The organism is Ardenticatena maritima (assembly GCF_001306175.1).
Lineage (GTDB): Bacteria > Chloroflexota > Anaerolineae > Ardenticatenales > Ardenticatenaceae > Ardenticatena > Ardenticatena maritima.
This window is the reverse complement of sequence record NZ_LGKN01000005.1, coordinates 545,045-566,738: the sequence shown is the minus strand read 5'-3', so window position 1 is coordinate 566,738 and position 21,694 is coordinate 545,045. Positions and strand designations below refer to the sequence as shown.

General features: G+C 60.9%; 19 protein-coding genes. 7 read left to right on the top strand and 12 right to left on the bottom strand.

The genetic code is table 11. The features are described from left to right. Positions 1-37 precede the first annotated feature (37 nt). The 4 genes from SE16_RS10295 to SE16_RS10280 all read right to left on the bottom strand — a co-directional run bounded on the left by SE16_RS10295 (position 38) and on the right by SE16_RS10280 (position 6,643). Positions 38-1,303 carry a S1C family serine protease gene (locus SE16_RS10295; protein WP_054491748.1) on the bottom strand — a complete coding sequence of 422 codons (1,266 nt, stop codon included), beginning with the start codon at positions 1,301-1,303 and terminating at the stop codon, positions 38-40. A 78-nt stretch (positions 1,304-1,381) separates the two neighbouring features. Further along, the gene (locus SE16_RS10290) at positions 1,382-2,875 is read right to left on the bottom strand and encodes a hypothetical protein (RefSeq protein ID WP_152917997.1); all 1,494 of its coding nucleotides are present in this window, start codon (positions 2,873-2,875) and stop codon (positions 1,382-1,384) included. Next, positions 2,829-4,706: a glycosyltransferase family 2 protein gene (locus SE16_RS10285; protein WP_054491746.1), complete on the bottom strand. Its 1,878-nt coding sequence runs from the start codon at positions 4,704-4,706 to the stop codon at positions 2,829-2,831. Before SE16_RS10285 ends, SE16_RS10290 begins: the two co-directional genes overlap by 47 nt. Before the next feature lie 2 nt (positions 4,707-4,708). Continuing rightward, entirely contained in the window at positions 4,709-6,643 is a 1,935-nt protein-coding gene (locus SE16_RS10280) for a cellulose biosynthesis cyclic di-GMP-binding regulatory protein BcsB (RefSeq protein ID WP_054491745.1), read from the bottom strand. A 176-nt stretch (positions 6,644-6,819) separates the two neighbouring features. Here SE16_RS10280 and SE16_RS10275 point away from each other — a divergent pair, with 176 nt between their 5' ends. After that, on the top strand, positions 6,820-8,136 hold the full coding sequence (locus tag SE16_RS10275; RefSeq protein WP_054491744.1) for a M23 family metallopeptidase: 1,317 nt from the start codon (positions 6,820-6,822) through the stop codon (positions 8,134-8,136). Between the two features lie 3 nt (positions 8,137-8,139). Here the strand turns inward: SE16_RS10275 and menH are convergent, their stop codons facing one another. Genes menH through hisS form a run of 5 tightly spaced genes read right to left on the bottom strand, consistent with a single transcriptional unit; the run spans position 8,140 to position 12,468 of the window. Further along, positions 8,140-8,934, bottom strand: a complete 795-nt coding sequence (gene menH, locus SE16_RS10270) for a 2-succinyl-6-hydroxy-2,4-cyclohexadiene-1-carboxylate synthase (protein ID WP_054491743.1) — start codon at positions 8,932-8,934, stop codon at positions 8,140-8,142. A gap of 2 nt (positions 8,935-8,936) precedes the next feature. Further along, the gene (ruvA, locus tag SE16_RS10265) at positions 8,937-9,506 is read right to left on the bottom strand and encodes a Holliday junction branch migration protein RuvA (RefSeq protein WP_054491742.1); all 570 of its coding nucleotides are present in this window, start codon (positions 9,504-9,506) and stop codon (positions 8,937-8,939) included. 18 nt (positions 9,507-9,524) lie between these two features. After that, positions 9,525-10,307, bottom strand: a complete 783-nt coding sequence (locus SE16_RS10260; protein ID WP_054491741.1) for a B-box zinc finger protein — start codon at positions 10,305-10,307, stop codon at positions 9,525-9,527. An 8-nt stretch (positions 10,308-10,315) separates the two neighbouring features. Next, on the bottom strand, positions 10,316-11,173 hold the full coding sequence (locus tag SE16_RS10255) for an NAD(+)/NADH kinase (RefSeq protein WP_054491740.1): 858 nt from the start codon (positions 11,171-11,173) through the stop codon (positions 10,316-10,318). A 20-nt stretch (positions 11,174-11,193) separates the two neighbouring features. Beyond that, on the bottom strand, positions 11,194-12,468 hold the full coding sequence (gene hisS / locus SE16_RS10250) for a histidine--tRNA ligase (protein WP_054491739.1): 1,275 nt from the start codon (positions 12,466-12,468) through the stop codon (positions 11,194-11,196). Between the two features lie 171 nt (positions 12,469-12,639). On the opposite strand from hisS, the gene SE16_RS10245 reads away from it, so the two are divergent. The 4 genes from SE16_RS10245 (at position 12,640) to SE16_RS16015 (ending at position 17,572) form a co-directional block, all read left to right on the top strand. Then, positions 12,640-13,233: an NUDIX hydrolase gene (locus SE16_RS10245; protein ID WP_054491738.1), complete on the top strand. Its 594-nt coding sequence runs from the start codon at positions 12,640-12,642 to the stop codon at positions 13,231-13,233. Positions 13,234-13,355: 122 nt separating this feature from the next. Next, positions 13,356-16,400 (top strand): tetratricopeptide repeat protein, encoded by a 3,045-nt coding sequence (locus SE16_RS10240; protein WP_054491737.1) that lies wholly within the window; start codon positions 13,356-13,358, stop codon positions 16,398-16,400. Between the two features lie 2 nt (positions 16,401-16,402). Then, the gene (locus SE16_RS10235; protein WP_054491736.1) at positions 16,403-17,422 is read left to right on the top strand and encodes a glycosyltransferase family 4 protein; all 1,020 of its coding nucleotides are present in this window, start codon (positions 16,403-16,405) and stop codon (positions 17,420-17,422) included. 12 nt (positions 17,423-17,434) lie between these two features. Then, complete coding sequence (locus SE16_RS16015; protein ID WP_160316925.1) at positions 17,435-17,572, top strand: hypothetical protein; 138 nt, start codon at positions 17,435-17,437, stop codon at positions 17,570-17,572. A 43-nt stretch (positions 17,573-17,615) separates the two neighbouring features. Here SE16_RS16015 and SE16_RS10230 read toward each other — a convergent pair whose 3' ends face one another. Next, positions 17,616-18,155, bottom strand: coding sequence for a hypothetical protein (locus SE16_RS10230; protein WP_054491735.1), 540 nt, complete (start codon positions 18,153-18,155; stop codon positions 17,616-17,618). Between SE16_RS10230 and scpB the strand changes: the two genes are divergently transcribed. Further along, positions 18,154-18,819, top strand: a complete 666-nt coding sequence (scpB, locus tag SE16_RS10225) for an SMC-Scp complex subunit ScpB (protein WP_082373816.1) — start codon at positions 18,154-18,156, stop codon at positions 18,817-18,819. The genes SE16_RS10230 and scpB overlap by 2 nt on opposite strands. Positions 18,820-18,846: 27 nt before the next feature. Here the strand turns inward: scpB and SE16_RS10220 are convergent, their stop codons facing one another. Together SE16_RS10220 and SE16_RS10215 are read right to left on the bottom strand one after the other, a co-directional pair. Next, positions 18,847-20,181 (bottom strand): MazG family protein, encoded by a 1,335-nt coding sequence (locus SE16_RS10220; protein ID WP_054491734.1) that lies wholly within the window; start codon positions 20,179-20,181, stop codon positions 18,847-18,849. A gap of 84 nt (positions 20,182-20,265) precedes the next feature. Continuing rightward, the gene (locus tag SE16_RS10215; protein ID WP_152917994.1) at positions 20,266-20,634 is read right to left on the bottom strand and encodes a hypothetical protein; all 369 of its coding nucleotides are present in this window, start codon (positions 20,632-20,634) and stop codon (positions 20,266-20,268) included. Positions 20,635-20,900: 266 nt separating this feature from the next. On the opposite strand from SE16_RS10215, the gene SE16_RS10210 reads away from it, so the two are divergent. Then, positions 20,901-21,596: a response regulator gene (locus tag SE16_RS10210; RefSeq protein ID WP_054491732.1), complete on the top strand. Its 696-nt coding sequence runs from the start codon at positions 20,901-20,903 to the stop codon at positions 21,594-21,596. Positions 21,597-21,694: the final 98 nt, after the last annotated feature.

Genomic DNA, 21,694 nt, shown 5'->3' with positions numbered 1-21,694 from the left:
GCATCTGCCCCCGCGTTTTGCGACGCCGGCAACCTGGTCATGGGCGCTCAGCCAGCACCACGTCCACGTCCAGCGGTTCGCCGTCGCGCATGATGTTGAGCGTGATGCGGTCGCCCACACGGTAGCGGTTTTCCAGCAAGAGATTGAGGTCGCGCAGTGAGGAGACCGGTTCCCCATTGACGCCCACAATCACGTCGCCCCCCACGGGCAAGAGCAAGTTTGCGATTTGCACGCGCGCGGTTGCGCCACGAATGCCTGCATTCGCCGCCGGACCACCACGGTACACAGCGACCACGAGCACGCCTTCATCAGGCACCGCCACACCACGCCGACGCAGCACTTCGGCGAGGCGCGGCGTCAGGTCGAACGCTTCGATGCCAAGCCACGGATGGCGGTAGTAGCCGCGCTCAATCAGTTCGGGCACCACGCGCTGCACCGTGTGCGCCGGAATGGCGAAGCCAATGCCCGCATTGGCGCCGCTCGGCGAGATGATGGCGGAGTTGACGCCCACCACGCGCCCCTCGATGTCCAGCAAGGGACCGCCGGAGTTGCCGGGGTTGATGGCAGCGTCGGTCTGGATGACTTCGCCGATGAACGTGCCGCTTTCGTTTTGAATGACACGCCCCAGCGCGCTCACAATCCCCAGCGTCATGGTACGGTCAAACCCGAACGGGTTACCGATGGCAATCACAAACTGCCCCACGCGCAGCGAGAGCGAATCACCAAGCGGCAACGGCGGCGTATCAGCGGGCACTTCATCCAGTTTGATGACGGCAAGGTCGTTTTGGGGGTCAACGCCGACAATGGAAGCGGTGGTGCGTGTCCCATCGGCAAGCGCCACTTCGATTTCGCGGGCGTTTTCCACCACGTGATAGTTCGTCACCACATGCCCCTCGGTATCCCAAATGAAGCCCGAACCCGTTCCTTCTTGCGGAATGGGGCGCAAGAAAAAGTCATACGTGTAGGTGCGGGTCGTGATGTGTACCACGCTTCGGCTGGCGCGGTCGTAGAGGTCGCTCAGCCAGGCTTCTTGCGCTTTCCACGCCGCTATTCCCTCGACGGGGGGCGTTTCCGCGCTGAGTTCGGACTGTGGCGTTTCTGCGAAAGGCGAAGGCGTGGGGGTTGGCGGCTCGCTGTTTTCAGGGGCTGGCGTTGCGGTGGGTTCCGCCGTAGGCGAAGGCGCACCTGTTGCGGCTTGCGCGGCGACTTCTTGCACAACGCGCGTGGGGCGCAAACGCCCCGCCTGCAAGGCACACCCACTCAAGGCAACCAAGACGAGCATAAAAGCGATATAGCGGCGCATGGACTCTCTCCTTTTCGTCTCAAATGATCGCCGGAAATGATGATGCGATTGCACCATGCGCCAAACGACGTTGCGTTTTCACTCCGTGAGGAGCGGCGGCGTGTCAAGACGGCGGTACAAACGCCAGCCAGGCCAGGCGGCTTCAAGCACAAACCCCGGCGGCGCCTGTGTCGCATAGCGCGGCGCAAGCGCCTCACCGGGCACGGGCTGTTCGGCAACCAACACGTAGCGCACAAATCGGCGGGGGGCTTGCACCGCCGCGGTGAAATCACCATCAACAGGGAGCAGGAAGGGGCGCGCTGTTCCCGCCCGCGCAATCAAGCGGTAGGCGGTGTGATCGTCGGCGAGGATGCTTCCAGGCGGCGCGAGGCGCAGGCGCTCGGCGATTGCCTGCTCGCGCAGGTCGGCTTCGCGCGGCGTGCCTTGGAGCAAAAACAGCCCCCACTCGCGTGTGATGGATTGCGCCGGTGGCGCGAAGAGCCCGATGGCGATATGCAACAGCGCCGCCGGAACCAGCAACATGCGCCAGCGCGGCGACGCACGACGCGGCAACGCCGCCAGCGCCATCACGGAGAGCGTGCCCGCGGCAAACGTTGGGGGATACGCTAGCCCCATGGCACGCACCAGCAAAATGATGAGGGGTGCAATGAGGAAGGCAAACAGGCGATCGGGGGTATGGTAGGCGACAATGACGCCGATGGCGATGACCAGCGGCAAATGCAGCAAATCGCTCACCACGGTACGCACCGCCGCTACCAATCCATAGACGGGGGTCGCCGCCGGATGCAGAAACGCATAGACCGGCGACGCCGGTTCAGCCAGAAAGCGGAGAGCGTCGCCCGTGAAGAGCCAGTTGATGTAGGTCCATGTTCCAAACGCCAACAATGAGGGGAACGCCACAATCACACTTGAAGTCAAAAGCGCCTGCCAACGTTTGCGCGGTGGAATGTCGGGGGGAAGGACGCGAAAGAAAGGCGTCGCCAAGGCGTAGAGCACGCCAAACAAAACGGCGTAGGCGTGGAAAAAGAACGCCAGCCCCAGCACCAACCCGGCGGCAAAGCCGCCCCATGTTTCACGGCGGTGGGTAAAGCCCAGGAAAAAGCGCCACGCAAGCAGGAAGAAAAACAGCGTGCTCATCTCATCCAGCGATTGGGTTGCCACGTAGGCGGATGACGATGTGATAGCCATTGCAACCAAGAGCAACACAAGTATGCCGGTTGAAAATCGTGTTTGCCAGAGGTGTTGCCACAACAGCCAGGCGGTTGCCCCCGCAGCGAGCGCCGACCAGATGGACGGCGTCAGCGGCGAGGGGGCAAGCATGGTCAGCAGAAAGGGCAACGGTGGATAGGTAAATCCTACAAATTCCAGACGCCCTCGGTCCAGCGCCAGCAAGACTTTGGCGGTGAAGACAGCATGCGTATCGCTGATGAAGCCCAGCGAATGCACCCAGACCGCCAACCAGAGAAACGGGATGGCGAAGATGAACGCCCCCACGAGATGCCCGTACCAGGGCAACTCTATCAAATCATGCGTGCGTGGATGTCTCTGTGTCCAGGAATTTGCTAATGCCATGGCGTGTTTTCTCCCAGTAGAAGGGGCGTGTGAAGAGTTGCCACAACGCCTTGTATGCGGCGATGGTATGCAACACCCAATAGAACGGGTTGAGCAAGGCAAATAGCAACAAGTGGTAGTATTCGCGCTTGAAGACCGCCAGCATGTTCAGGTAAATCATCAACCCGTTGCCAATCAACAAATTGAAGAGGCTTACATACAACGTAATGGGGGGGAACAGAAAGTCGAACGCATGCGTGCGCGTCAAGAGCCACACCAGATACATGCCCCACAGCGGCGGCGCCGACAAGAACGTCAACGGTGTGCCCCCAATCAACAGGGCGAACCCCAGCGCATTGCGCCAGCCAACCCGCCGCACCAGCGCAATCGGGCGGCGGGTATGCACCAGAACGGTTTGCATGTAGCCCTTGATCCAGCGTGAGCGCTGGCGAATCCAGTTGCCGATGTGGTTGTTGGCTTCTTCGTAGGTTGTCGAGTTGATGACGCCCACCACATAGCCATGCCCCGCCGCGCGAATGCCCAAATCGGCGTCCTCAGTGACGTTGAAGGGGTCCCACCCACCCAACTCGCGCAAAACGTCGGTGCGGAAATGGTTGCTGGTGCCCCCCAGCGGAATGGGCAGGCGCAGGCGATCCAAGCCCGGTAAAATGTAGTCGAACCAGTAGGAGTATTCGAGCGTGAACATGCGCGTGAGAAAATTCTCATCGCTATTGAAGTAGTTGAGCGCCGCCTGCACACACGCCAGATTCGGCGGTCCTTTGCGAAAGGCCACCACCGCTTTTTTGAGTTGGTCGGGGTCGGGGCGGTCTTCGGCGTCGTAAATCACCAGGTACTCACCCCGTGCAAAAAAGAGCCCGACGTTGCAGGCTTTGGGCTTCGTTTTCGGTTGCCCGTCGGGAATCATCACAAACGTTACTGTTTCGGGGGGATTGGCGGCGCGTGCCGCGGCAATCGTTTCTTCATCGTCTTCTTCCAGCAACAACAGGATTTCCAGTTTTTCGGGTGGATACTCAATGCGCCCCAGGTTTTCAATGAGAAGTGAAACGATGTTGGCTTCACGATAGACCGGGACAAGAATGGTATAGGTCGGCAAGGTGCGCTCATCCAGCGCCGCCACTTCTTCATCCGTCACCCACTGCACATGCTCCGACTGTGCCCCAACCAGCGACACCACAAATTTGAAGAGAATGCCGATGAAAAAGCCGATGTTCACCAGAAAATTGAGCGCAATCAGCGTGGCACGCGGCCAGAGATACAACGCGGTGAGCGCAGCCACCACCGCCGCCCCCAGCGCCAGAAATTGCCACGGCACCATGACCGTATAGGCGCACTCGTCGGGCGTGCGGTAGTACAACCCAAATACAGCGCGGTCGAGAATGGTGTCGCGGTACAGGGTGCGAATCGCGTAGTCAATATCCCATTCGGTTGTCGCGTAAAACGCCACGTCGGCGGCGCCGCTTTTGGCACGAATCCGCGCCGCCAGGTCGGCGTTGGGCGGTTCAGCGGTGGCCACAACCAGCGTCTTGCCCTGCCACACCAGCGGGATGAAGCGCTCCGCCACCAGTTCGGCGGGGTCGAACAGACGCAAAACGTGCGGCTCAGGGCGGCGTTGCGTCAAATCGACAAACGGCACCCCCCACACATCCGCCAGCACGTTGTACAAGTCTTTGCGCTTGACCGCCCCTAACGCGATGAGGATACGCCCCAAGCGTTCGCCGGTACGCTGTTGAAGGTCCAGCGCTTTGGCGAGTTGTGCAGGCGAAATCAAGCCCCGCTCCACCAGGGCTTCGCCGAGCCGTTTGGTTTGGACGGGCGTAGAGGTCTGCACCATGCTCATCCGTCCTTGGGCTGTTTTTGCACCACACGCGGGTACGCCCACGCCAAAAACAGCGTTGTTCCAAAGAGCAAGAAGGCATACACCAGCGGGCGCAGGCGTTGCCACCACATCGTGCGCGACGGCGTCAACGGTTCAACCCGTACCGCTCCCGTGCGCACGCTCAACGCCACCGGGTCGCCCTGCTCCGGGACGATGAGTACATCACCTTGCAGGTCGTACCAACCGTTGGGGGACGCCAGCGCTTTTTGCGCGGTCGCGTCCAGGGGCATATCGCCCTGCTGTGTCAGCAATACCACCATGCGCCCCCGCTGCTCGAAGGCTTCCAGCACGCCAAAGGGGGCGTCCATGCCCATCGTGAAAATTTCTTGCCCGTTGACATCCAGCACGCGGAACGGCGTCGGCTGGAGAGGCGGGTTGAAAGCCGAGGCGTTGTCGGGCACGTGAGCCAGCACCAGCGCCGGTGTGCGCGCCGCCACGACGCTTTCCAACGATTGCACGCGCGGGTCAAGCGGGGTGCGTGTGAGGCGCTGCCATTCAGCCGTCAACAGGGCGGCGGCACGCAACGCCGCAAGGTCGAGCCGGTCGAACGCGACGTCAAACGTGGGGAGCAGGCTTTGCGGAATGCGCCCAAACCCCGGCGGCAGGCTCCCCCCCCGCTCAAACGCCAGATACGATTGCGGCGAGAGCGTCAGCCCAAAGGGGTGCGCCCCGATTTCACAGTTGCCGCCCGGCGGTGTGTAATCCACCTGAATGCGGATGGTGTTGTCACGCTGGAGCAAGGCGCCGGCGACGGGAATGTAAAGGTCAAAGAAGCCGCTTTGATTGAGCGGGACCGCATGCACCAAGCCTTCGTTGACATAGACGCTCAGCGTGGCGTGCGCCGTTTCGGGCGGCGGCGTATGCGTCCCGGAGAGCCGCAGCGCCAGCGTTTTCACCGGTCCACCCAAATCAGCCTGTGAGACCGCCAGGGGAATAGTCATGCGCCCCACGCCGAAGAGGTTGAGCGTGGGCGGTTGCAACTCGGCAAAGGTGATGAGGTCGCGCCCGACGGTCTCGGCTTCAGCCAAGGTGATCGCGTCGGCTGTGCGGGCGACAACCGCCGACACGAGCCGACTGGCAACCAGTCGGCTTTGCATGCGCAGGGCGTCCGGCGAGCCTTCCAGCCGGAGCGTCGGCATATCGTCCGTGTCGAGTGTCAGGCGGTTCACGGCCGACGTTTCGCGAATGACAATGCGTCGCTCCCACAACCGCGCCAATGTGGGGTTGGCGGCGCTGGGCGGGGGAAATGGTCCATCTTCGCGCAGGGCTTCAATGTGCAGAGTGGGGCGCACCGCGCGGTAGCGCTGCGCCACCGCCGCGGCAATACGCAGGGCGGCTTCGGCTTCCACCGGGCTTGGCGCGGGCGGGACAACGATATGCACATCATGCACGACGGGGGGCCAGAACTCGCCAATCCGCGCCGGCGATTGGGGGACGCCTTCAAACGTCAACGTCGGCTGTTGCCATTCGAGCCAGCCCCCCACATACGACGTGGTGCACACGTCATCATCACTGCGAATACGAGCGCGCAGGGTCAGCGGCATGACGTTGTCTTGCACGCGAGCCTGTTCAAGCGGAACACGCACATGGCACACGGTGTTGGTAAACGGGACTGTCGCCAGCAAGCGGTCTTGCGAGCGTACTTCAACATAGCCGTCCACCACATCGGGCGAGACCACCATATCGGCTTCCAGGTACGTCGCCCGAATACCCTTCGCCAGCGGAACAAAATACGTCTGTTCGGCGACCGCCCCTTGCAGGCGGAGCGTCTCCGGCAAACCAAGGTCGGGAAAGGGAACGCGCCAGGTTTCAAGCGGCGGTTCTTGCGCCGCTACGCGCCCCACAAAACCAAGCCCCACGAAAAACAGCAAGAGCATTTTGAACCAACGCATAGGCTTCCTCATTGTCGGATTCACTCGATTTGCCTTCATCATGCGTCTTGCGCCTTACGAACCGAATTACAAGCCCCCCACAAACAATGAAAGTTTTTCCAAACAAACATCTTGAAAAACACCAGCGGGTGCGATAGGCTAAGCATGGTGGTAGTGCAGCATGAAAGGAGGAGGCAATGCAAGCAAGCGCATGGCGACGATGGGGCTTCATGTTGGGCTATGGCATTGGCGCGGGGTTCCTGGTGGTCGTGGGAATGTTTGTGCTGGTCGGCCTCTGGCGTCCACTGCTTGAACCTTGGCCAACGGGGGTGCGCATACGCGGTTTGCTCTGTGCGCTGGCCACAAGCGCCTTTCTGGTCGGAGCGCTCATCGGACGGTTGCAAAATGGTCTGCGCCGCCTGGTATTCGTCACGGCCGGCGGCACTGTGCTGACCTTGTTCCTCTTGCTTCGCGCCACTGCACCACCCCAAAACGCCACCGCCCTCGTCGCCTATCGCATGCCGGGCATGTTGATCGCACTGGCGGGATTGCTGGCGGGAACTACCGTGACGGTCTGGCTGCGCCCACGGCTCACCGCCGAGCGGGTCGCGTTGCTTTCGGCGGGTGTTGTGGCGGCTGTGTGGGGGCTGGTATGGGGGCTGGACGGCGGCGACTTCAAAATCTGGCTTTGGAATCTGCTTCCAACGGTATTTCCCATGGTAGGGGTGCTGTTCGGCGTACTGGCGTGGCGAACGCCAACCCAGTACACGAAAGCCGCGCGCGCTATTCGGGCGATCGCTCTTGTTCCCCCACTCTTGCTCAGCGCCCCGTTCGCCTGGACGATGGGCGTTGGTCGTATGGCGTACCCCGCAGCAATCGAGGCGCTTCACCCCCACGCCTGGGTGCGCTTACCCGCCGACGAACCGCTCACCGTGGTCTGGGGCGGCGATACGCTGGAAGCCAATTACCACGCTTTTTCGGCTGACCAACGCTGGGCGTATGACCTGGTCATTGCGCCCTTTTTTGTGGGCGTTGCCGCGCTTGACGCATACGGCTGTTGGGGGGTGCCTGTGTTGGCGCCGGCGGATGGTGTGGTGGTCGCGGCGCACGACGGCGAACCCGACCACCCGGCGGGGCAATTTCCAGCCACAGACGAAATCCGCAATGAAACGGTCTTCGGCAACCATGTGGTACTCCAACTGGCGGAGACGGGCACATTTTTGGTGCTGGCGCACCTGCAAGCGGGGAGTCTGCGTGTACAAGTGGGTGAAACTGTGCATGAAGGGGAACCACTCGCGGCGTGCGGCAATTCCGGGCACAGCAGTGAGCCGCACATTCACATCCACCACCAGCGCCAGCCCCCATGGGAGCGACCTGTGGGATTTGCTGAGGGGTTGCCGCTCTTCTTCCGCGACCACGACGGACCTCCGATGCCTTCGGGCGGCGTGCGGCATGTTGAAGGGCGCTGGGTTGCTGTGGGGGCAACGGTGCGCCACGCAGGGCGTGCGCCCTAGCGCCTAGATACCCCAGCGTGCCAGATGCGTGCGCACGGCGGCGATGAACGCCTGCGGCGCTTCAAGATGCACGGTGTGGCTGGCGTGGGGAACGATGGTGTGCAGTGCGTTGGGCGCGAGCGTGCAAACCCGCCCACCCAGCGCCGTGTACTTCTCATCCAGTGCCCCGCTGACAAACGCCAGCGGCATACGCAAAAAGGGCAACGCCCCCCAAAGCGGCGGCATACGTCCGGGGCTAAGTTCGGCAATCACCCGCGCCATGGCGTCGGGGTCTTGGGCGCAGCGGCGTTGTTGCACCTGAGCGAGCAAGGCGGCGTTTGCAGCCAGCCCGCGAAAGAGCGGCGCGGTGTACCACGCCTGCACGAACGCCCCCAAGCCGTCGCGCCGAATACGCGCGGCGCGCTCATCGTCGAGGTGGGCGCGCGCCCGTCGCTCGTCGGGACGTTCCAGCCCCGGTGAAGCGCTTTCCAGCACCAGCCCGCGCACATGGTAAGGCCACATGGCGGCGGTGTAGAGCGCCAGCCGCCCCCCAAGCGAGTACCCCACCAGCCAGACGCGCGTCAGCCCGTGCGCCGAGAGCGTCGCCAACAAGCCGCGGGCGAGCAGGTCGAACGTGAGCCGTTCAACGGGAAGTGGGCGGTTTGCGCCATGCCCCGGCAGGTCGGGCATGAGGCAAAAGAAGTCATCGGCAAAGGCGGCGGCAATCTCGCGCCACTCGTCGCCGCTCCCCATGAAACCGTGCAGAAAGCAGAGCGGCGGGTTGTCGGGGGAACCAAGTGTATGCAGCGGCCACGCCATACTCATTCCGCCAACCGTTGCAGCGCGCGGAAGATTTTATCTTCCAGCGGGAGATCGGGGGGCAAGCCTTGCAAGGCATGTTGCGCTTCCTGAATGCTGTACCCCAACGCCGTCAACGCTTCGATGGCGTCGCTGTCGGTTGTCGCCGCCGGCAACAGGTCCAGTCCGGTGGTTTCCACTTTGTTCTTCAAATCCAGCACGATACGTTGGGCGGTGCGTTTGCCAATGCCGGGAATGCGCGTCAACAAGTCCGCCTGGTCGTTGACGATGGCGTTGGTGATGGTGACGGGGTCGAGCGTGGAAAGGCAGGTGATGGCGACTTTGGGACCAATGCCGCTCACCCCCAAAAGCAACTCAAAGAGATTGAGTTCCTCTTCGGTGCGAAACCCGTAGAGGCTGATTTCGTTTTCGCGCACGTAGGTGTGGATGAACAAGCGCACGGTGGCGCCAACCGCGCCGGCTTCGGCGGCGACATGCGTGGGCACGCGCACTTTGTAGCCCACACCGCCAACGTTGATGAGCAATGTATCCTCGGTTTTGTGCAGGAGTGTGCCTTCCAGATAGCCAATCATGGCATGTGCGCTCCTCTCTCAACGCAGGCGGGCGACGGCTGCGCCGCCCCCCAGCACCAGGTAGAGCCAGGTGAAGGGGTTGGCGAGAATCAGCAACCCTCGCAGCGGCGCGCGCGCGAGCAGACCAACCCCCAACCCGACCAGCACCACTCCCGCCAGCATGCCCGCCACCGTCGCCAACTGCAACAGACGCCCACGCTTGCGCGGAACGACACGCTCCACCACAGAAGCGACCGCCGTCCCCAACGCCGGCGAGACGAAGATGAGCAGCAACCAGAACAAGCCGCTGATGAACATGGAGACCAACATCGCCACCACGCCGGCGGCTGTGGCGGCGGCAAACGCCAGCAAGGCTTGCGCCCATGTCACCTGATAGACCGGCGAGCGCGTCGCCTGCACGCATTCGCGGCAACGCATGCCCACGGGGTGGCGCACAGCGCATTCCACACACATGGGACGCCCGCACCGATTACAGCGCAACATGGTTTCGCGGTCGGGATGGACGGTGCAGTAGAGCGGTTCTTCGGTGGCGCGTTCGGCGAGCGCCCCTTCTTGCGCCTGGATTTTTTGCAACGCCAGGCGGGCTTCTTCCAGGGAAGGGTCGAGCCGCAAGGCTTCTTCCAGGTAGGCTTTCTTGTCCGCCGTGCCTTCGGTCACCGTGCTCAGCCAGAGCCAGGCTTGTGGGTTTTGGGGGTCGAGTTCGATCGCGCGGCGGAAGAGTTTGCGCGCTTCTTCTGTATCGCCGGCACGTACCGCGGCAATTCCTTCTTGCAAAAGGCTGGCTGCTGTTGGTTCAGGCATGCAACGCCTCACTCATTGCGTCGGTCCAGGCGTGTTTCCAGGGTAGCGTAATAGTAATTTGACGCCCCCAGGCGAACAAACCGCAAGGTGTGTCGGCTTTGCGTCACCACCAGACGGTGCGCCGGCGTCCACGCCAGGGACAATTGCCCGTCAATGACGGCGACTGTTTCATGATGATGGGTGACGGTGCTGAGCGCCACACGCGCCGAACCGGGCACCACCAGCGAGCGCACATGCGTCAGGTGGGCGGCGATGGGTTGCACAATCAGCACATCGGCTGTGGGCGCAACAATCGGGCCGCCGGCGGCGAGCACATAGGCGGTCGAACCGGTGGGCGACGCCACCACCACGCCGTCGGCGGTGTAGCGCGTCAGGTGCGCGTCATCAACCCACACATCAATGCGCAGCGCACGCGGTCCGTCCCCCCGCGCGAGCACCACCTCGTTGACGGCGACCGCCTGCTCCACCAGATTACCGTCATCATAAACGGCTACGTCGAGCAATGGGCGTTCTTCAATCCAGAAATCCCCCGCCAGCACACGTTCCAGAGCGGGCTCCACTTCATCAGGCGACACCTCGGCGAGAAAGCCCAACCGTCCAAAGTTGACGGCGAGAATGGGGGGCGCGTCCGGCAGGGCGGCGCGGGCGGCGCGCAAAATGGTGCCGTCGCCCCCCAGTGTGATAAGCAGCGTACACGGTTCACGGCTGCATGTGCGAATATCGGTCACCTCGTAAGACGACCCCAGCCACGCGCGTACACCACGCGCCTGCAACCAGGCGTGCAGGCGTTCGGCAAGCGCACGCGCCGCCGGGCGGTATGGGTTATAGAGCACGCCGGCGACCGAAATGGGGGGAGCAGCAGACATGTTCACGGTTGGCTCGCCACCTATTCGCTCAAACAGGCTTGCAGAAACGCCACCAACCCTTCTTGCGGAACGGTGGTCTGCTCACCGCTTGCCAAGTCTTTGATCGTCACCTCGTTGCGTTCCAATTCACCTTCGGCAAGAATGGCGGCGAAACGCGCCGAAGAACGCCCCGCCTGACGCAATTGCGATTTGAAACTGCGATTGCCAAAGGCAATTTCCGTGCCAATGCCGGCGGTACGCAAGGTATGCGCCAACTGCACGGCGCGGTCTTTGGCGGCTTGCCCACGGTGCACAAAAAAGACCACCGGTTCTTCCAGCGGGGGCGGTTGAATGCCCTGCTCTTGCAACAAGAGCATGACACGCTCAATCCCCGCGGCAAAGCCGACGCCCGGCGTCGGGGCGCCGCCCAGCAATTCCACCAGCCCGTCGTAGCGACCGCCGGCGCAAATGGTGTTTTGCGCCCCCAACGCGCCCTCGGCTTTCACTTCAAAAACGGTTTTGGTGTAGTAGTCCAGCCCACGCACCAAACGCGGGTTGACCACGTACTCGCGCCCCATCAGGTCGAGATAGTGGCGCAGGTCGTCAAAGTGAGCGCGGCATTCGTCGCACAAAAAATCGGTGATGACGGGCGCTGCGGCAATGATGGGCTGGGTTTCGGGTTCTTTGCTGTCCAGCACACGCAAGGGGTTCTTTTGCAGGCGTTCCTGGTCAATTTTGGGCAGGCGCTCGCGGTGTGCTTCCAGGTAGGGGATGAGCACCTCGCGCAAATAGCGTGGGCGGCACGCGGGGCACCCAATGTTATTGATTTCAAAGCGCAAGCCCGTAAAGCCCAGGCGGTCGAACAAATCCCACGCCATGGACATGATTTCAAAGTCGGCGAGCGGGTCGGCTTCACCAATACACTCGCACGAGAACTGCGTATGCTGGCGATAGCGCCCGGCTTGGGGGGCTTCGTAACGAAACACAGGACCAATCGAATAGAGGCGCACCGGCTGGGGCAACACGTGCATGCCATGTTCAATGTAGGCGCGCACAATCCCCGCCGTAAACTCCGGACGAAGCGTCAAAGAGCGTCCGCCACGGTCTTCAAACGTGTACATCTCTTTTTCGACAATATCCGTGCCCGTGCCCACGCCGCGCGCAAAGACATCCGTCTCCTCAAAAACGGGCACTTCAATGGGGCGGAACCCATATTGCCCGGCAATCGCCCGCGCTTCGGACAAAATCCATTGCCAGTACGGTTGTTGTTCGGGCAGAATATCGAGCGTACCACGTGGTGCTTGGAACTTCGCCATGGTTGTTTGCCTCATCTTCCATCAAATTGCTGTTCAGCGTGCCATTATACGAGTTGTGAAAGCCCTGCAAAAGCCCGTGCAAGCGCGGTTGACAACGGCGCGCGCCTTGTCCTCTCATGCCCCTTTCGTACAATGCCGTATCGTTGGCAACCCACTTTGTGAGGCAGGTGTATGCACGAACGGCTCATACTCATTCCCGAAGAAGTGGACGACCTTGCCGCCCGTTTTGGCACGCCTCAGCGCGAACATGTGCGGCTCGACGTCGGCGAAGACTTTTTCATGCCGTGGGAAGGCAAATTCTATTCACGGCGCGGCGAAGTCATGTTCCTGTTGCCGCGCCCCGGCGGTCTGCTGGTGCACCGCAAAGCGCACTACCCGCCCAACGTCTGGCGGCTGCTGACAGGCGGCATTGAACTGGGCGAACGGGTGGAAGAGGCGCTGCTGCGTGAACCCGAAGAAGAAATCGGCTTTACGCCGCCGGTGCGGCGCTTTGTGGGCGTGTTGACCTACGACATCGGCATTGGCGAGCGTCGTGTTGACTTTGCCACCTACATCTTCCTGATGGGCTATTCCGACCACCCCATTCGCCAGGGCGAAGGTGAAGAAATCGCCGAAGCGCGCGAAGTCCCGTTGTCGGCGCTCCCCACCATCGCGCACAACCTGCGCAGCCTGCCCGGTCGTTGGCGCGATTGGGGGCGTTTTCGTGCAGTCGCGCATGACCTGGTCGCCAAATGGGTGCGTGAAGATGAAGTGCGGGCGGAATAAGGCATAACACGCTTTCAGCCGCACCATGCCAGAACGCTTTGCCTTCACCTGTGCACTTCATTAAGATACCGGTCTGCCAAGGCAAACATTTTTTCAACCAATTGTGAGCAGTAGGGAAGCGCATGGAAACTCGATTGTCGCGGTATGCTGAACGGTTTATCGAAAGCGCCTGGTTGGCGGCGCTCATCGTTGTGCCGCTCTTCTTCAACGTCTATGACGAGCGCGTGTTTGAGGAAGACAAAATCCCGCTTTTGCGCTCCATCGCCCTGCTCATGCTGGCGTTGGGCATCATCTGGGCGATAGAACGGGGGCGGCAGGCGTTTTCGTTTGAAGATGAACGCCCGTTCTGGAAACAGCCGCTGGTGTTGCCCTGGGCGGGCATGGTGCTGGTTTACATTCTCACCACACTCTGGAGCGTGACGCCGCGCATCTCACTCTGGGGCGCGTATATCCGCCGACAGGGCATGTACAGCAACCTTTCGTACATGCTCATCTTCCTGCTGGTCTATCTCATCCTACGGCGGCGCGAACAATTGGGGCGGCTTATCACCGCGATTTTGCTGGCAAGCGCGCCCGCCGCCATCTACGGCATCATCCAGCACTTTGGGCTTGACCCCCTGCCCTGGGGCGGCGACGTCACCAAGCGTGTCAGCAGTGTGGCGGGCAACCCCATTTTCATCGCCGCCTACCTCATCATGGTGGTGCCCTTCACCATCGCCAAAATCATCGAACACATGGGGCGCTTGCTGCGCGATGAAGAAGACGACCAGGCAACGCTCCCCGCTTCCTTACTGCTTGGCGCTTACCTGTTCTTGCTGGTCATTCAGGGTTTGACGATTCTGTACAGCCAGAGCCGCGGTCCGATGATTGGGCTGGCGGTGGGCTTGTACTTCTTTGCGCTAGTGGGAGCGCTGCACCTCAAATCACGCCGCCAACGGCTGGTGGGCTCGTTCGCCACCATTGCCGCAGCGGTTTTCGGCATCGCGTTCCTCATCGTGTTCAACCTGCCCAACAGCCCGCTCGCCGACCTGCGCGACGCGCCCTACATCGGGCGGTTGGGGCGCGTGTTTGAAACCGAAAGCGGGACGGGGCGCGTGCGTTTGCTGATTTGGGAAGGCGTGCTCGACTTGCTCGCGGCGAACCCCGTGCGCACGCTCATCGGTTACGGCGATGAAACGCTCTACGTGGTCTATCCGCAACACTACAAACCGGACCTTGCCAAACTGGAAGCCCGCAACGCCTCGCCCGACCGCTCGCACAACGAAACGTTCGACGCGCTGGCAATGCGCGGCGTGATGGGGTTTGCGGTGCAACTCTTCCTCTTTGCGTCGCTCTTCTACTACCTGCTCAAATGGCTGGGGCTGATTCGCACCCGTTGGCAACAGAGGCTCTACATCGGTTTGTGGATTGCCGGCGGGCTGATTGGTTGGTTCACGCCATACCTGCTGACGGGGAGTTTTGCGCTTTCGGGGGTCGCCATGCCGACGGGTATCGCCATCGGCATGGTGCTCTATCTCATGGTGTACGCCGTCGCCACCTTGAACGCCGAGCATGAAGCCGTTGTCGCCGAACACCCGCACAGCCTGGTGCTCATCGCGCTGCTGGCGGCACTCATGGCGCACTTCGTCGAAATCCACTTCGGGATTGCGATTGCCGCCACCAAACTCTACTTCTGGACCTATGCCGCGCTGGCTGTGGTGGTGGGGGCGCAATGGCTGCAACGCACCACGCTCGCGGAAACGCCCGCGCCACGGCAAAGCCGCAAACGGCGGCGCAAGCAACAAGCCGCAACGCTTGCCCCCGGCGCGATAACGCCCACCTTGCTCGCGCTGAGCGTGCTGGTCGCGCTCATTCTCTCCACCCTCATGTTCGACATCATCACGGTGGAAAGCCAGGGCGGCTGGGTGCGCTTCTACTGGCTCGCCAGCACCTGGGTTTTTGCCGCGCTGGTCGTGGTCGCTGAATCAATGTTCGAGCAAGAGCAATCGGGGCAATGGGCGCAGCGTTTGGGCGTTTTCGCCGCCATCTCGCTGACGCTCTCGCTCTTCTACTTCTTTGTGCATTACGGGTGGGTGACGTGGCGCCCCACAACCGACGGCACCATCACCCCTGACAAACTCGAAGCCATGGTGGCGCACCTCGCGAACACCGTCACCCTCTTCTACATCTGGACGTTCACGCTCATCGGGCTTGGCGGCCTGGCGTTGCTCTACGGCGAACCAATGCCCGCCCGCACGTCATCAGCGGGCGCAGCAGCGTGGGGGTATCCGGTGCTGCTCATGCTCACCATCCCGCTCATCGTGAAAACCAATCTCAACATTCCCCGCGCGGATATTTTCGCCAAACAGGCGCAAGCCTACGAAAATTCAAGGCAATGGGACGCGGCGATTCTCTTGCACCGCCGCGCGCTCGACCTGCAACCACACCAGGACCGCTACTTCCTCAACCTGGGGCGTGTCTATCTGAACCGCGCCCAAACCTCGCCAGACCCCAATGAGCGGCAAACCTATTTGCAACTGGCGGAAGACGTTTTGGAAGAAGCCGCCCAAACGAACCCGCTCAACATGGACCACTGGCGCAACCTGGCCAGTTTGCACCGCGCCTGGGCGCGCATGGAAACCAACCCCGAATTGCGAGCGCAACATCTCGCCAAAGCCGATGAATACTACCAGAAGGCGCTGGAACTGGCGCCCAACAACGCCTCGCTCTGGAACGACTGGGCCTCGCTCGCGCTGGAACAGGGAAATTTGGAACAAGCCTACGAGCGCATTCAGCATTCGCTCTCGCTGGACGACCGCTTCGACCAGACCTATGTCCTGCTGGGGTCCTACTACGCACAGCAAAACAAGTGGGAAGAAGCGCGTGAAGCCTACCGCAAAGCCACCGAACTCAACCCGCGCAACATTGAAGCATGGAGCGGGCTGGGCGTCGCCGAGCGCCGCCTGGGCAACGTGCAAGGCGCCATTCAGGCGAATTTGAAGGCGCTGGAAATTCGCCCCAACGATTACATCACCCATCGCAATCTCGCCGTGCTCTATCAGGAAATTGGCGATATTCAAAGCGCCCTGCAACATGCGCAAACCGCCCTGCAACGCGCCCCCGAACGCGACCGCGCCGCGTTGCAACAACTCATCAACCAGTTGCAAAGCCAGGCGGGTGGAGGCTGAGCATGCCCACTGGGAACTTGCTTCTGATTTTTGGCACGGCGTTGCTGTTGGCGCTCACTGGAACCCCCGTCATGCAGCGTGTGGCTGTGCGCCTGGGCGTGGTTGATCGCCCCTCGGCGCGCAAGATACACGCCACGCCCATCCCTTTGCTGGGGGGCGTCGCCATCTATGCGGGGGTCTTGCTCTCGTTGCTCTTTTGGGGTGAACGGCGCTTCATTGTCGAAGCGGCGGCGGTGCTGGTTGGCGGCACGTGGATTGTGCTGTGGGGCGCGTGGGACGACCGCAGCAATCTGAATGCATACGCCAAATTGGTGGCGCAAATCGCCGCGGCCGTCATGCTCATCATCGCGGGTATTCAAGTGCAATTGCCCTTCTTGCCCGCGTGGGGCGACCTTGCCGTCACCCTTCTCTGGATTGTAGGCATCACCAACGCTTTCAACCTGCTGGACAACATGGACGGACTTGCCAGCGGCGTGGCGGCGGTTGCCGCCGCTTACTTCTTGCTGTTGGCGGCGCTGAGTGGGCAGTATCTTGTCGGCGCCATGGCGGCGGCCACGTTGGGCGCGTGCATCGGGTTTTTGCGCTACAATTTCCGGCTGAGCAACGCCAGTATCTTCATGGGGGACGCCGGCAGTCTCTTTCTGGGGTTTGTGCTGGCGGTGATAGGAATCAAATTGCGCTTTCCCACCAACGTGCCCTGGGTAACGTGGATGGTGCCGCCGCTGGTGTTGATTGTGCCCATTTTTGACACCACGCTGGTTTTCGTTTCACGCCTACGGCGCGGCAAAAACCCACTCACCACCCCCGGCAAAGACCATCTGTCGCACCGCCTGGTGCGCATGGGCTGGACGCGCCGCGAAGCCGTGCTCTTGCTCTACCTGTTTGGCTGTGTCGGCGGCGGGCTTGCCATTTTTGTCAGCGTCAGTACACGCGCAACCGCGTATGCCGTGGCGGGAGTGCTGGCGCTTTTGGCCATTGCGAGTATCCTCTGGCTGGAACAACACGACACAGCAACGAGTTGAGGAGAGGAACGCATGAGCGAACGTGAACCCTTGCAAGTTGGACGCACAGGCGAAGCAGGCACCACACGCGCGAACATCCTGGGCGTGCTGGTTGTTGTCCTGTTTGTGTTGGCGTACACCTTCTTGGCGACCTATTTCTTGTTGCCATAAAAAAACCCCGCTGGCTGACCAGCGGGGCGTCGCTGTTTGCAAATCATTTTTGCACACGCAGACGCACATAGAGCGTGCCATCTTCGACGCGCACATCTTCAACGCTTACCGTCTGCGAATTGGTGATGACATTTTCAAGTTCAGTTGTCAACCGGTCAACGACATCTTGCGGCATGGACAAAAAGCCGACTTTGGCTTCTTCCACCGTGAGTTGCAAAGCGCCGTTCGAGACCGACGGTTGAATGACAATCACGGCTTGTTGGGAAAGCCCTTCAATGCTGAGTTTCGCTTCAGCACGAATGCGACCATCACGCAAGAAAACGACGGGGTTTTCCAGCGGCAAGTCGCCCAAGCGATAAACAATCAGCGACGTCAGTTCTTCTTCGGTCAGCGCAATTTCGGTGGAACCGTCGGCAACCTGCGTCGCTGCGGCTTGCAATTTCATTTCGGCGCGTTGGGCGGCTTCCTCCGAAACCGGTACCGTCGGTAGAGGGGTGGGTTTGGACGCCAGCGGGTTGGGAAGCCCGCCACACGCCAACGACGCCAACAAAAGCAAAGTCAACGCCAAAAGTGGATAGCGCATGAGTGAAACACCTCCTGTTGAATCGCAGCAACCCGACAACGAGAGTGTAGCCGAAAGAGAGCACAATGGCGAGCCGTCACCCGCGCCGGTCAACGACGCGCACGCCTTGGCGCCCTGGCTGGAAGCCATTCTCTTCGTCGCCGACGCGCCGGTCGAACTGGACGCACTCGCGCGTGCGGTCGGCGGCACCATCGCACAGGTAGAAGCGGGGCTGGACGCGCTGGAAGAAGCCCTGGCGGCGCGCGGCGTGCGTCTTCAACGCGCGCGTGGGCGTGTGCGCATGGTGACTGCGCCGGAATATGCGGCGGCGGTGGAGCGTTTCCTGGGGCTGGATTTGTCCACCAAGTTGTCCAAAGCGGCGCTAGAGACGCTGGCGATTATCGCCTACCGCCAGCCCATCACCCGCGCCGAAATTGATGAAATTCGCGGTGTGCAAAGTTCGGGAGTCTTGCGCACCCTGCTAGCGCGCGAATTGATTGAAGAAGTCGGGCGGCTGGATACCGTGGGGCATCCCATCCTCTACGGCACCACGTTTCGCTTTCTGGAATACTTTGGGTTGAAGAGCCTGGACGACCTGCCGCCGCTGGATTCCGAAGAAGCCGAAGCGCTCTTTGGCACAGCGACGCCATCCCCTTCCGCTGAAACAGAAAACGAGGAGGAATAGTCCTCCTCGTCGGGGAGTGCGCCGGTTTCATGATTGGCGCGCTTTTTGCATCCAGTGCGCCAGGGTTTCGCGCAAGGCGGTTTCGGCATCAATGTGTTGGTCGCGGGCATGCGCCGCCAACGCCAGCAACAACGTGCCCAGGGTGGCAGCGTCGGGGGTGCTTTGCCAGGCACGCCACGCCTCATCGGGAGAAGGCACGTTGTAGCCAAGCGCCCGCAACCGCTTGACGATTTTTTGCGCTTTGGCAAGCGCCGGCAACGCAACAGGCACGCCCTCGAAGGGGTCTGCGGTAGCGCTTGCTTCGCCACGCGCCGCCTTTTCCTGCTGTTTGAGCGCTTCCCAGTTTTGCAGAACCTCTTGCGAGGAGTTGACCGTGCGGTCGCCAAACACATGGGGGTGGCGATAAATCAGTTTTTCGATCAGCCCAGCCAACACATCCGCCATCGTAAACTCGCCATATTCAGCGGCAATTTGGGCGTGCAACGCAACTTGCAGCAGTAAATCGCCCAACTCTTCACGCAAGGCGTGCGCATCGTCATTGTCCAGTGCTTCCAGCACTTCGTAGGCTTCTTCCAGCAAATAGGGGCGCAGGGTCTGGTGGTCCTGCTCGCGGTCCCAGGGACACCCATCCGGCGCCCGCAAATGCGCCACCACATCCATCAACGCCGTCATCGAAGCGGGCTTGCTCAAAGGCGGCACATAGAGCGAACTGAGCAACGCCCAATCCTCGCGATGGTCGAGTTGGTAGAGCGGCATCGTCACCACGGTTTCGTGCGCGGTCCCCGCGGCGTCAACCAGCGTGACGGGGTGGTCTGCAGGATAGACATCGAGCAAGAGCACTTTCACTTCGGACGCCACGAGCCGGTTGTACACCTGGGCAATCAGCGCGGGGCGGTCGGGCTCGAAAGGCGGGGCATACCGCGCGGCAAAGGTGGTCGCATCACAGAGTTGAATGTTGTCGAGCGCGTCAACCTGCAAAGCCGCCAACGTTGGTTCGATAAAACTCAACCCATGCTCAATATGCACAGGGATGTGTTCCTCGGCGGCGCGTTGCGTAATCAGGCGTACCGTCAACTCGCCCACCCACGGGTGCCCCGGCACGGCGTACACCACCCCTTCCGGGCGGCGTCCCAAGTCGAGTACGCGGTAGGCAATCGTTTCGTAGAGCGTGGCAAAGTCGCTGGCTTGCTCGTAGAGGTCGTCAAATGAAGCGAGGCGAATGTGCGACGGCAAGGCTTCTACAACAGGGTGGTGGCGTGTGCGCAACCAAAGTTCCGATGTTTCTTGCAAAAGGGTGTGGGCACGCAGCGTCAACAAAGAAAAATCGCCCGGTCCCAGACCCAGGATTGTGATGTGCGCCATAGCGTCTTCCCCTCCTTTGGCTGCATTGTAGCATACAATGAACGGAGTGGAAGTGTCTGAGACCGAGCGATTCCTCAGGACGCTTCAGGCGGCGGGATAGAGAACCCGTTCCAGCAATGCGTGCAATGGTGTCCGCCACGCGCCCTGTCGGTGTTGTGAGAGCAACGCATGCAGGCTTTGGTCGTCGTTGCAGCCATACCGCAGGCAGCGTTTCAAGTCTTCTTTGAGGCGGTAGGCATGTTCCAGCAATGAGCCTTCGTGCTCCCACAACAGAGACATAACCGCAAGTTGATCAGACGGGGACAGATGTTGCTGCAATGGGAGAAGCAGATGAACCTGATGTTCGATGTTGGCTGCTTCGTCAGGCGGCAATGTTTCCATATAGGCGATGACGCTCATCAGGAAGCATTGGTCAATGATGGCTTCGTTCAAGAGCGGGCTGTGATGCTTCATCTGCTTCCGGTCCTCGACAATCTGCCCCCGTTTGACTGCGTGTGCCCACTTGCCTGTGGACGCAGCCAGCATAGCATCTCTTTTCAAACAATTGAAGGGGACTTTTTGACTACATTTTGAGGACTTTTGCCCTTGAACACCCTTGTCCTCCATTCTCAGGCGTTTCATGAAAAAGTAGGACTTTCGGCATATTGAAGGTTTCTTTCGTTTCGACGTATACTGTTGAATAGGGAAATTTGAATGAAAGCAAGCGCGGGGAGGCTGGGATGATTCGATTGCTCATAGCCGACGACCACACGGTCTTGCGGCAAGCACTTGCCCAAGTTTTGAATGCTGAACCAGATTTTGAGATTGTCGCCGAAGCCGCCGACGGGCAACAAGCGGTTGACCTGACGCACCAGCATCAACCCGATGTGGTGATTCTGGACATCAACATGCCCTATTTGAACGGGGTGGAAGCGACCAAAGCCATCATGCAAATGCCAAATCCCCCCCACATTATCATCCTGACGATGAGCGAAGACGACGAGCAAATGCTGGAAGCCATTCGCGCCGGCGCCAAAGGGTATTTTTTGAAGAACAGCGATATTAGCCAGTTGGTGACGGCCATTCGGGCAGTGATGGGGGGTGACGTCATTCTCGACACCAAGTTGGCGCACAAAGTCATCAGCCTGTTCCGTGGGCGGCAACGCCAAGCGGCGCTGGCGCGCGAGGAAGTGAAAGAGCACGTTGACGATGACGTCATGCTGGATGAGCGCGAGGTGTTGTTGTTGCGTGCGGTCGCACAAGGGTGGAGCAACCAGGAAATCGCCGATTATCTGGGGCGCTCGGAGAAAACCGTCAAAAACCAACTCTCGAACCTGTTTCGCAAATTGAATTTGAACAACCGCACACAAGCCGCGCTCTACGCGCTGAAAAAAGGGCTGATTACGCTTGAAGAAGTTGATTTGCCAAACGAATAAGCACCGGCAACGTACCACCCGCCCGGTATCGCCGCACGCTTGGCGTGGCGGTATGCCCCACGTATACTGCGCCTGTTCCCGATGAAAGAAGCCGCAGG

Coding starts and splice junctions, on each gene's coding strand:
- SE16_RS10255 (WP_054491740.1), bottom strand. CDS start 11,173: ATGTCTGCTGCTCCCCCCATTTCGGTCGCCGGCGTGCTCTATAACCCA.
- SE16_RS10230 (WP_054491735.1), bottom strand. CDS start 18,155: ATGCGCTATCCACTTTTGGCGTTGACTTTGCTTTTGTTGGCGTCGTTG.
- SE16_RS10280 (WP_054491745.1), bottom strand. CDS start 6,643: ATGCGTTGGTTCAAAATGCTCTTGCTGTTTTTCGTGGGGCTTGGTTTT.
- menH (WP_054491743.1), bottom strand. CDS start 8,934: ATGGCGTGGCCGCTGCATACACTTGGTTCCCCCGACAACCCGCCGCTC.
- SE16_RS10245 (WP_054491738.1), top strand. CDS start 12,640: ATGCACGAACGGCTCATACTCATTCCCGAAGAAGTGGACGACCTTGCC.
- SE16_RS10260 (WP_054491741.1), bottom strand. CDS start 10,307: ATGCCTGAACCAACAGCAGCCAGCCTTTTGCAAGAAGGAATTGCCGCG.
- SE16_RS16015 (WP_160316925.1), top strand. CDS start 17,435: ATGAGCGAACGTGAACCCTTGCAAGTTGGACGCACAGGCGAAGCAGGC.
- SE16_RS10215 (WP_152917994.1), bottom strand. CDS start 20,634: ATGAAGCATCACAGCCCGCTCTTGAACGAAGCCATCATTGACCAATGC.
- SE16_RS10210 (WP_054491732.1), top strand. CDS start 20,901: ATGATTCGATTGCTCATAGCCGACGACCACACGGTCTTGCGGCAAGCA.
- SE16_RS10240 (WP_054491737.1), top strand. CDS start 13,356: ATGGAAACTCGATTGTCGCGGTATGCTGAACGGTTTATCGAAAGCGCC.
- hisS (WP_054491739.1), bottom strand. CDS start 12,468: ATGGCGAAGTTCCAAGCACCACGTGGTACGCTCGATATTCTGCCCGAA.
- SE16_RS10285 (WP_054491746.1), bottom strand. CDS start 4,706: ATGGTGCAGACCTCTACGCCCGTCCAAACCAAACGGCTCGGCGAAGCC.
- ruvA (WP_054491742.1), bottom strand. CDS start 9,506: ATGATTGGCTATCTGGAAGGCACACTCCTGCACAAAACCGAGGATACA.
- SE16_RS10235 (WP_054491736.1), top strand. CDS start 16,403: ATGCCCACTGGGAACTTGCTTCTGATTTTTGGCACGGCGTTGCTGTTG.
- SE16_RS10220 (WP_054491734.1), bottom strand. CDS start 20,181: ATGGCGCACATCACAATCCTGGGTCTGGGACCGGGCGATTTTTCTTTG.
- SE16_RS10290 (WP_152917997.1), bottom strand. CDS start 2,875: ATGGCATTAGCAAATTCCTGGACACAGAGACATCCACGCACGCATGAT.
- SE16_RS10295 (WP_054491748.1), bottom strand. CDS start 1,303: ATGCGCCGCTATATCGCTTTTATGCTCGTCTTGGTTGCCTTGAGTGGG.
- SE16_RS10275 (WP_054491744.1), top strand. CDS start 6,820: ATGCAAGCAAGCGCATGGCGACGATGGGGCTTCATGTTGGGCTATGGC.
- scpB (WP_082373816.1), top strand. CDS start 18,154: ATGAGTGAAACACCTCCTGTTGAATCGCAGCAACCCGACAACGAGAGT.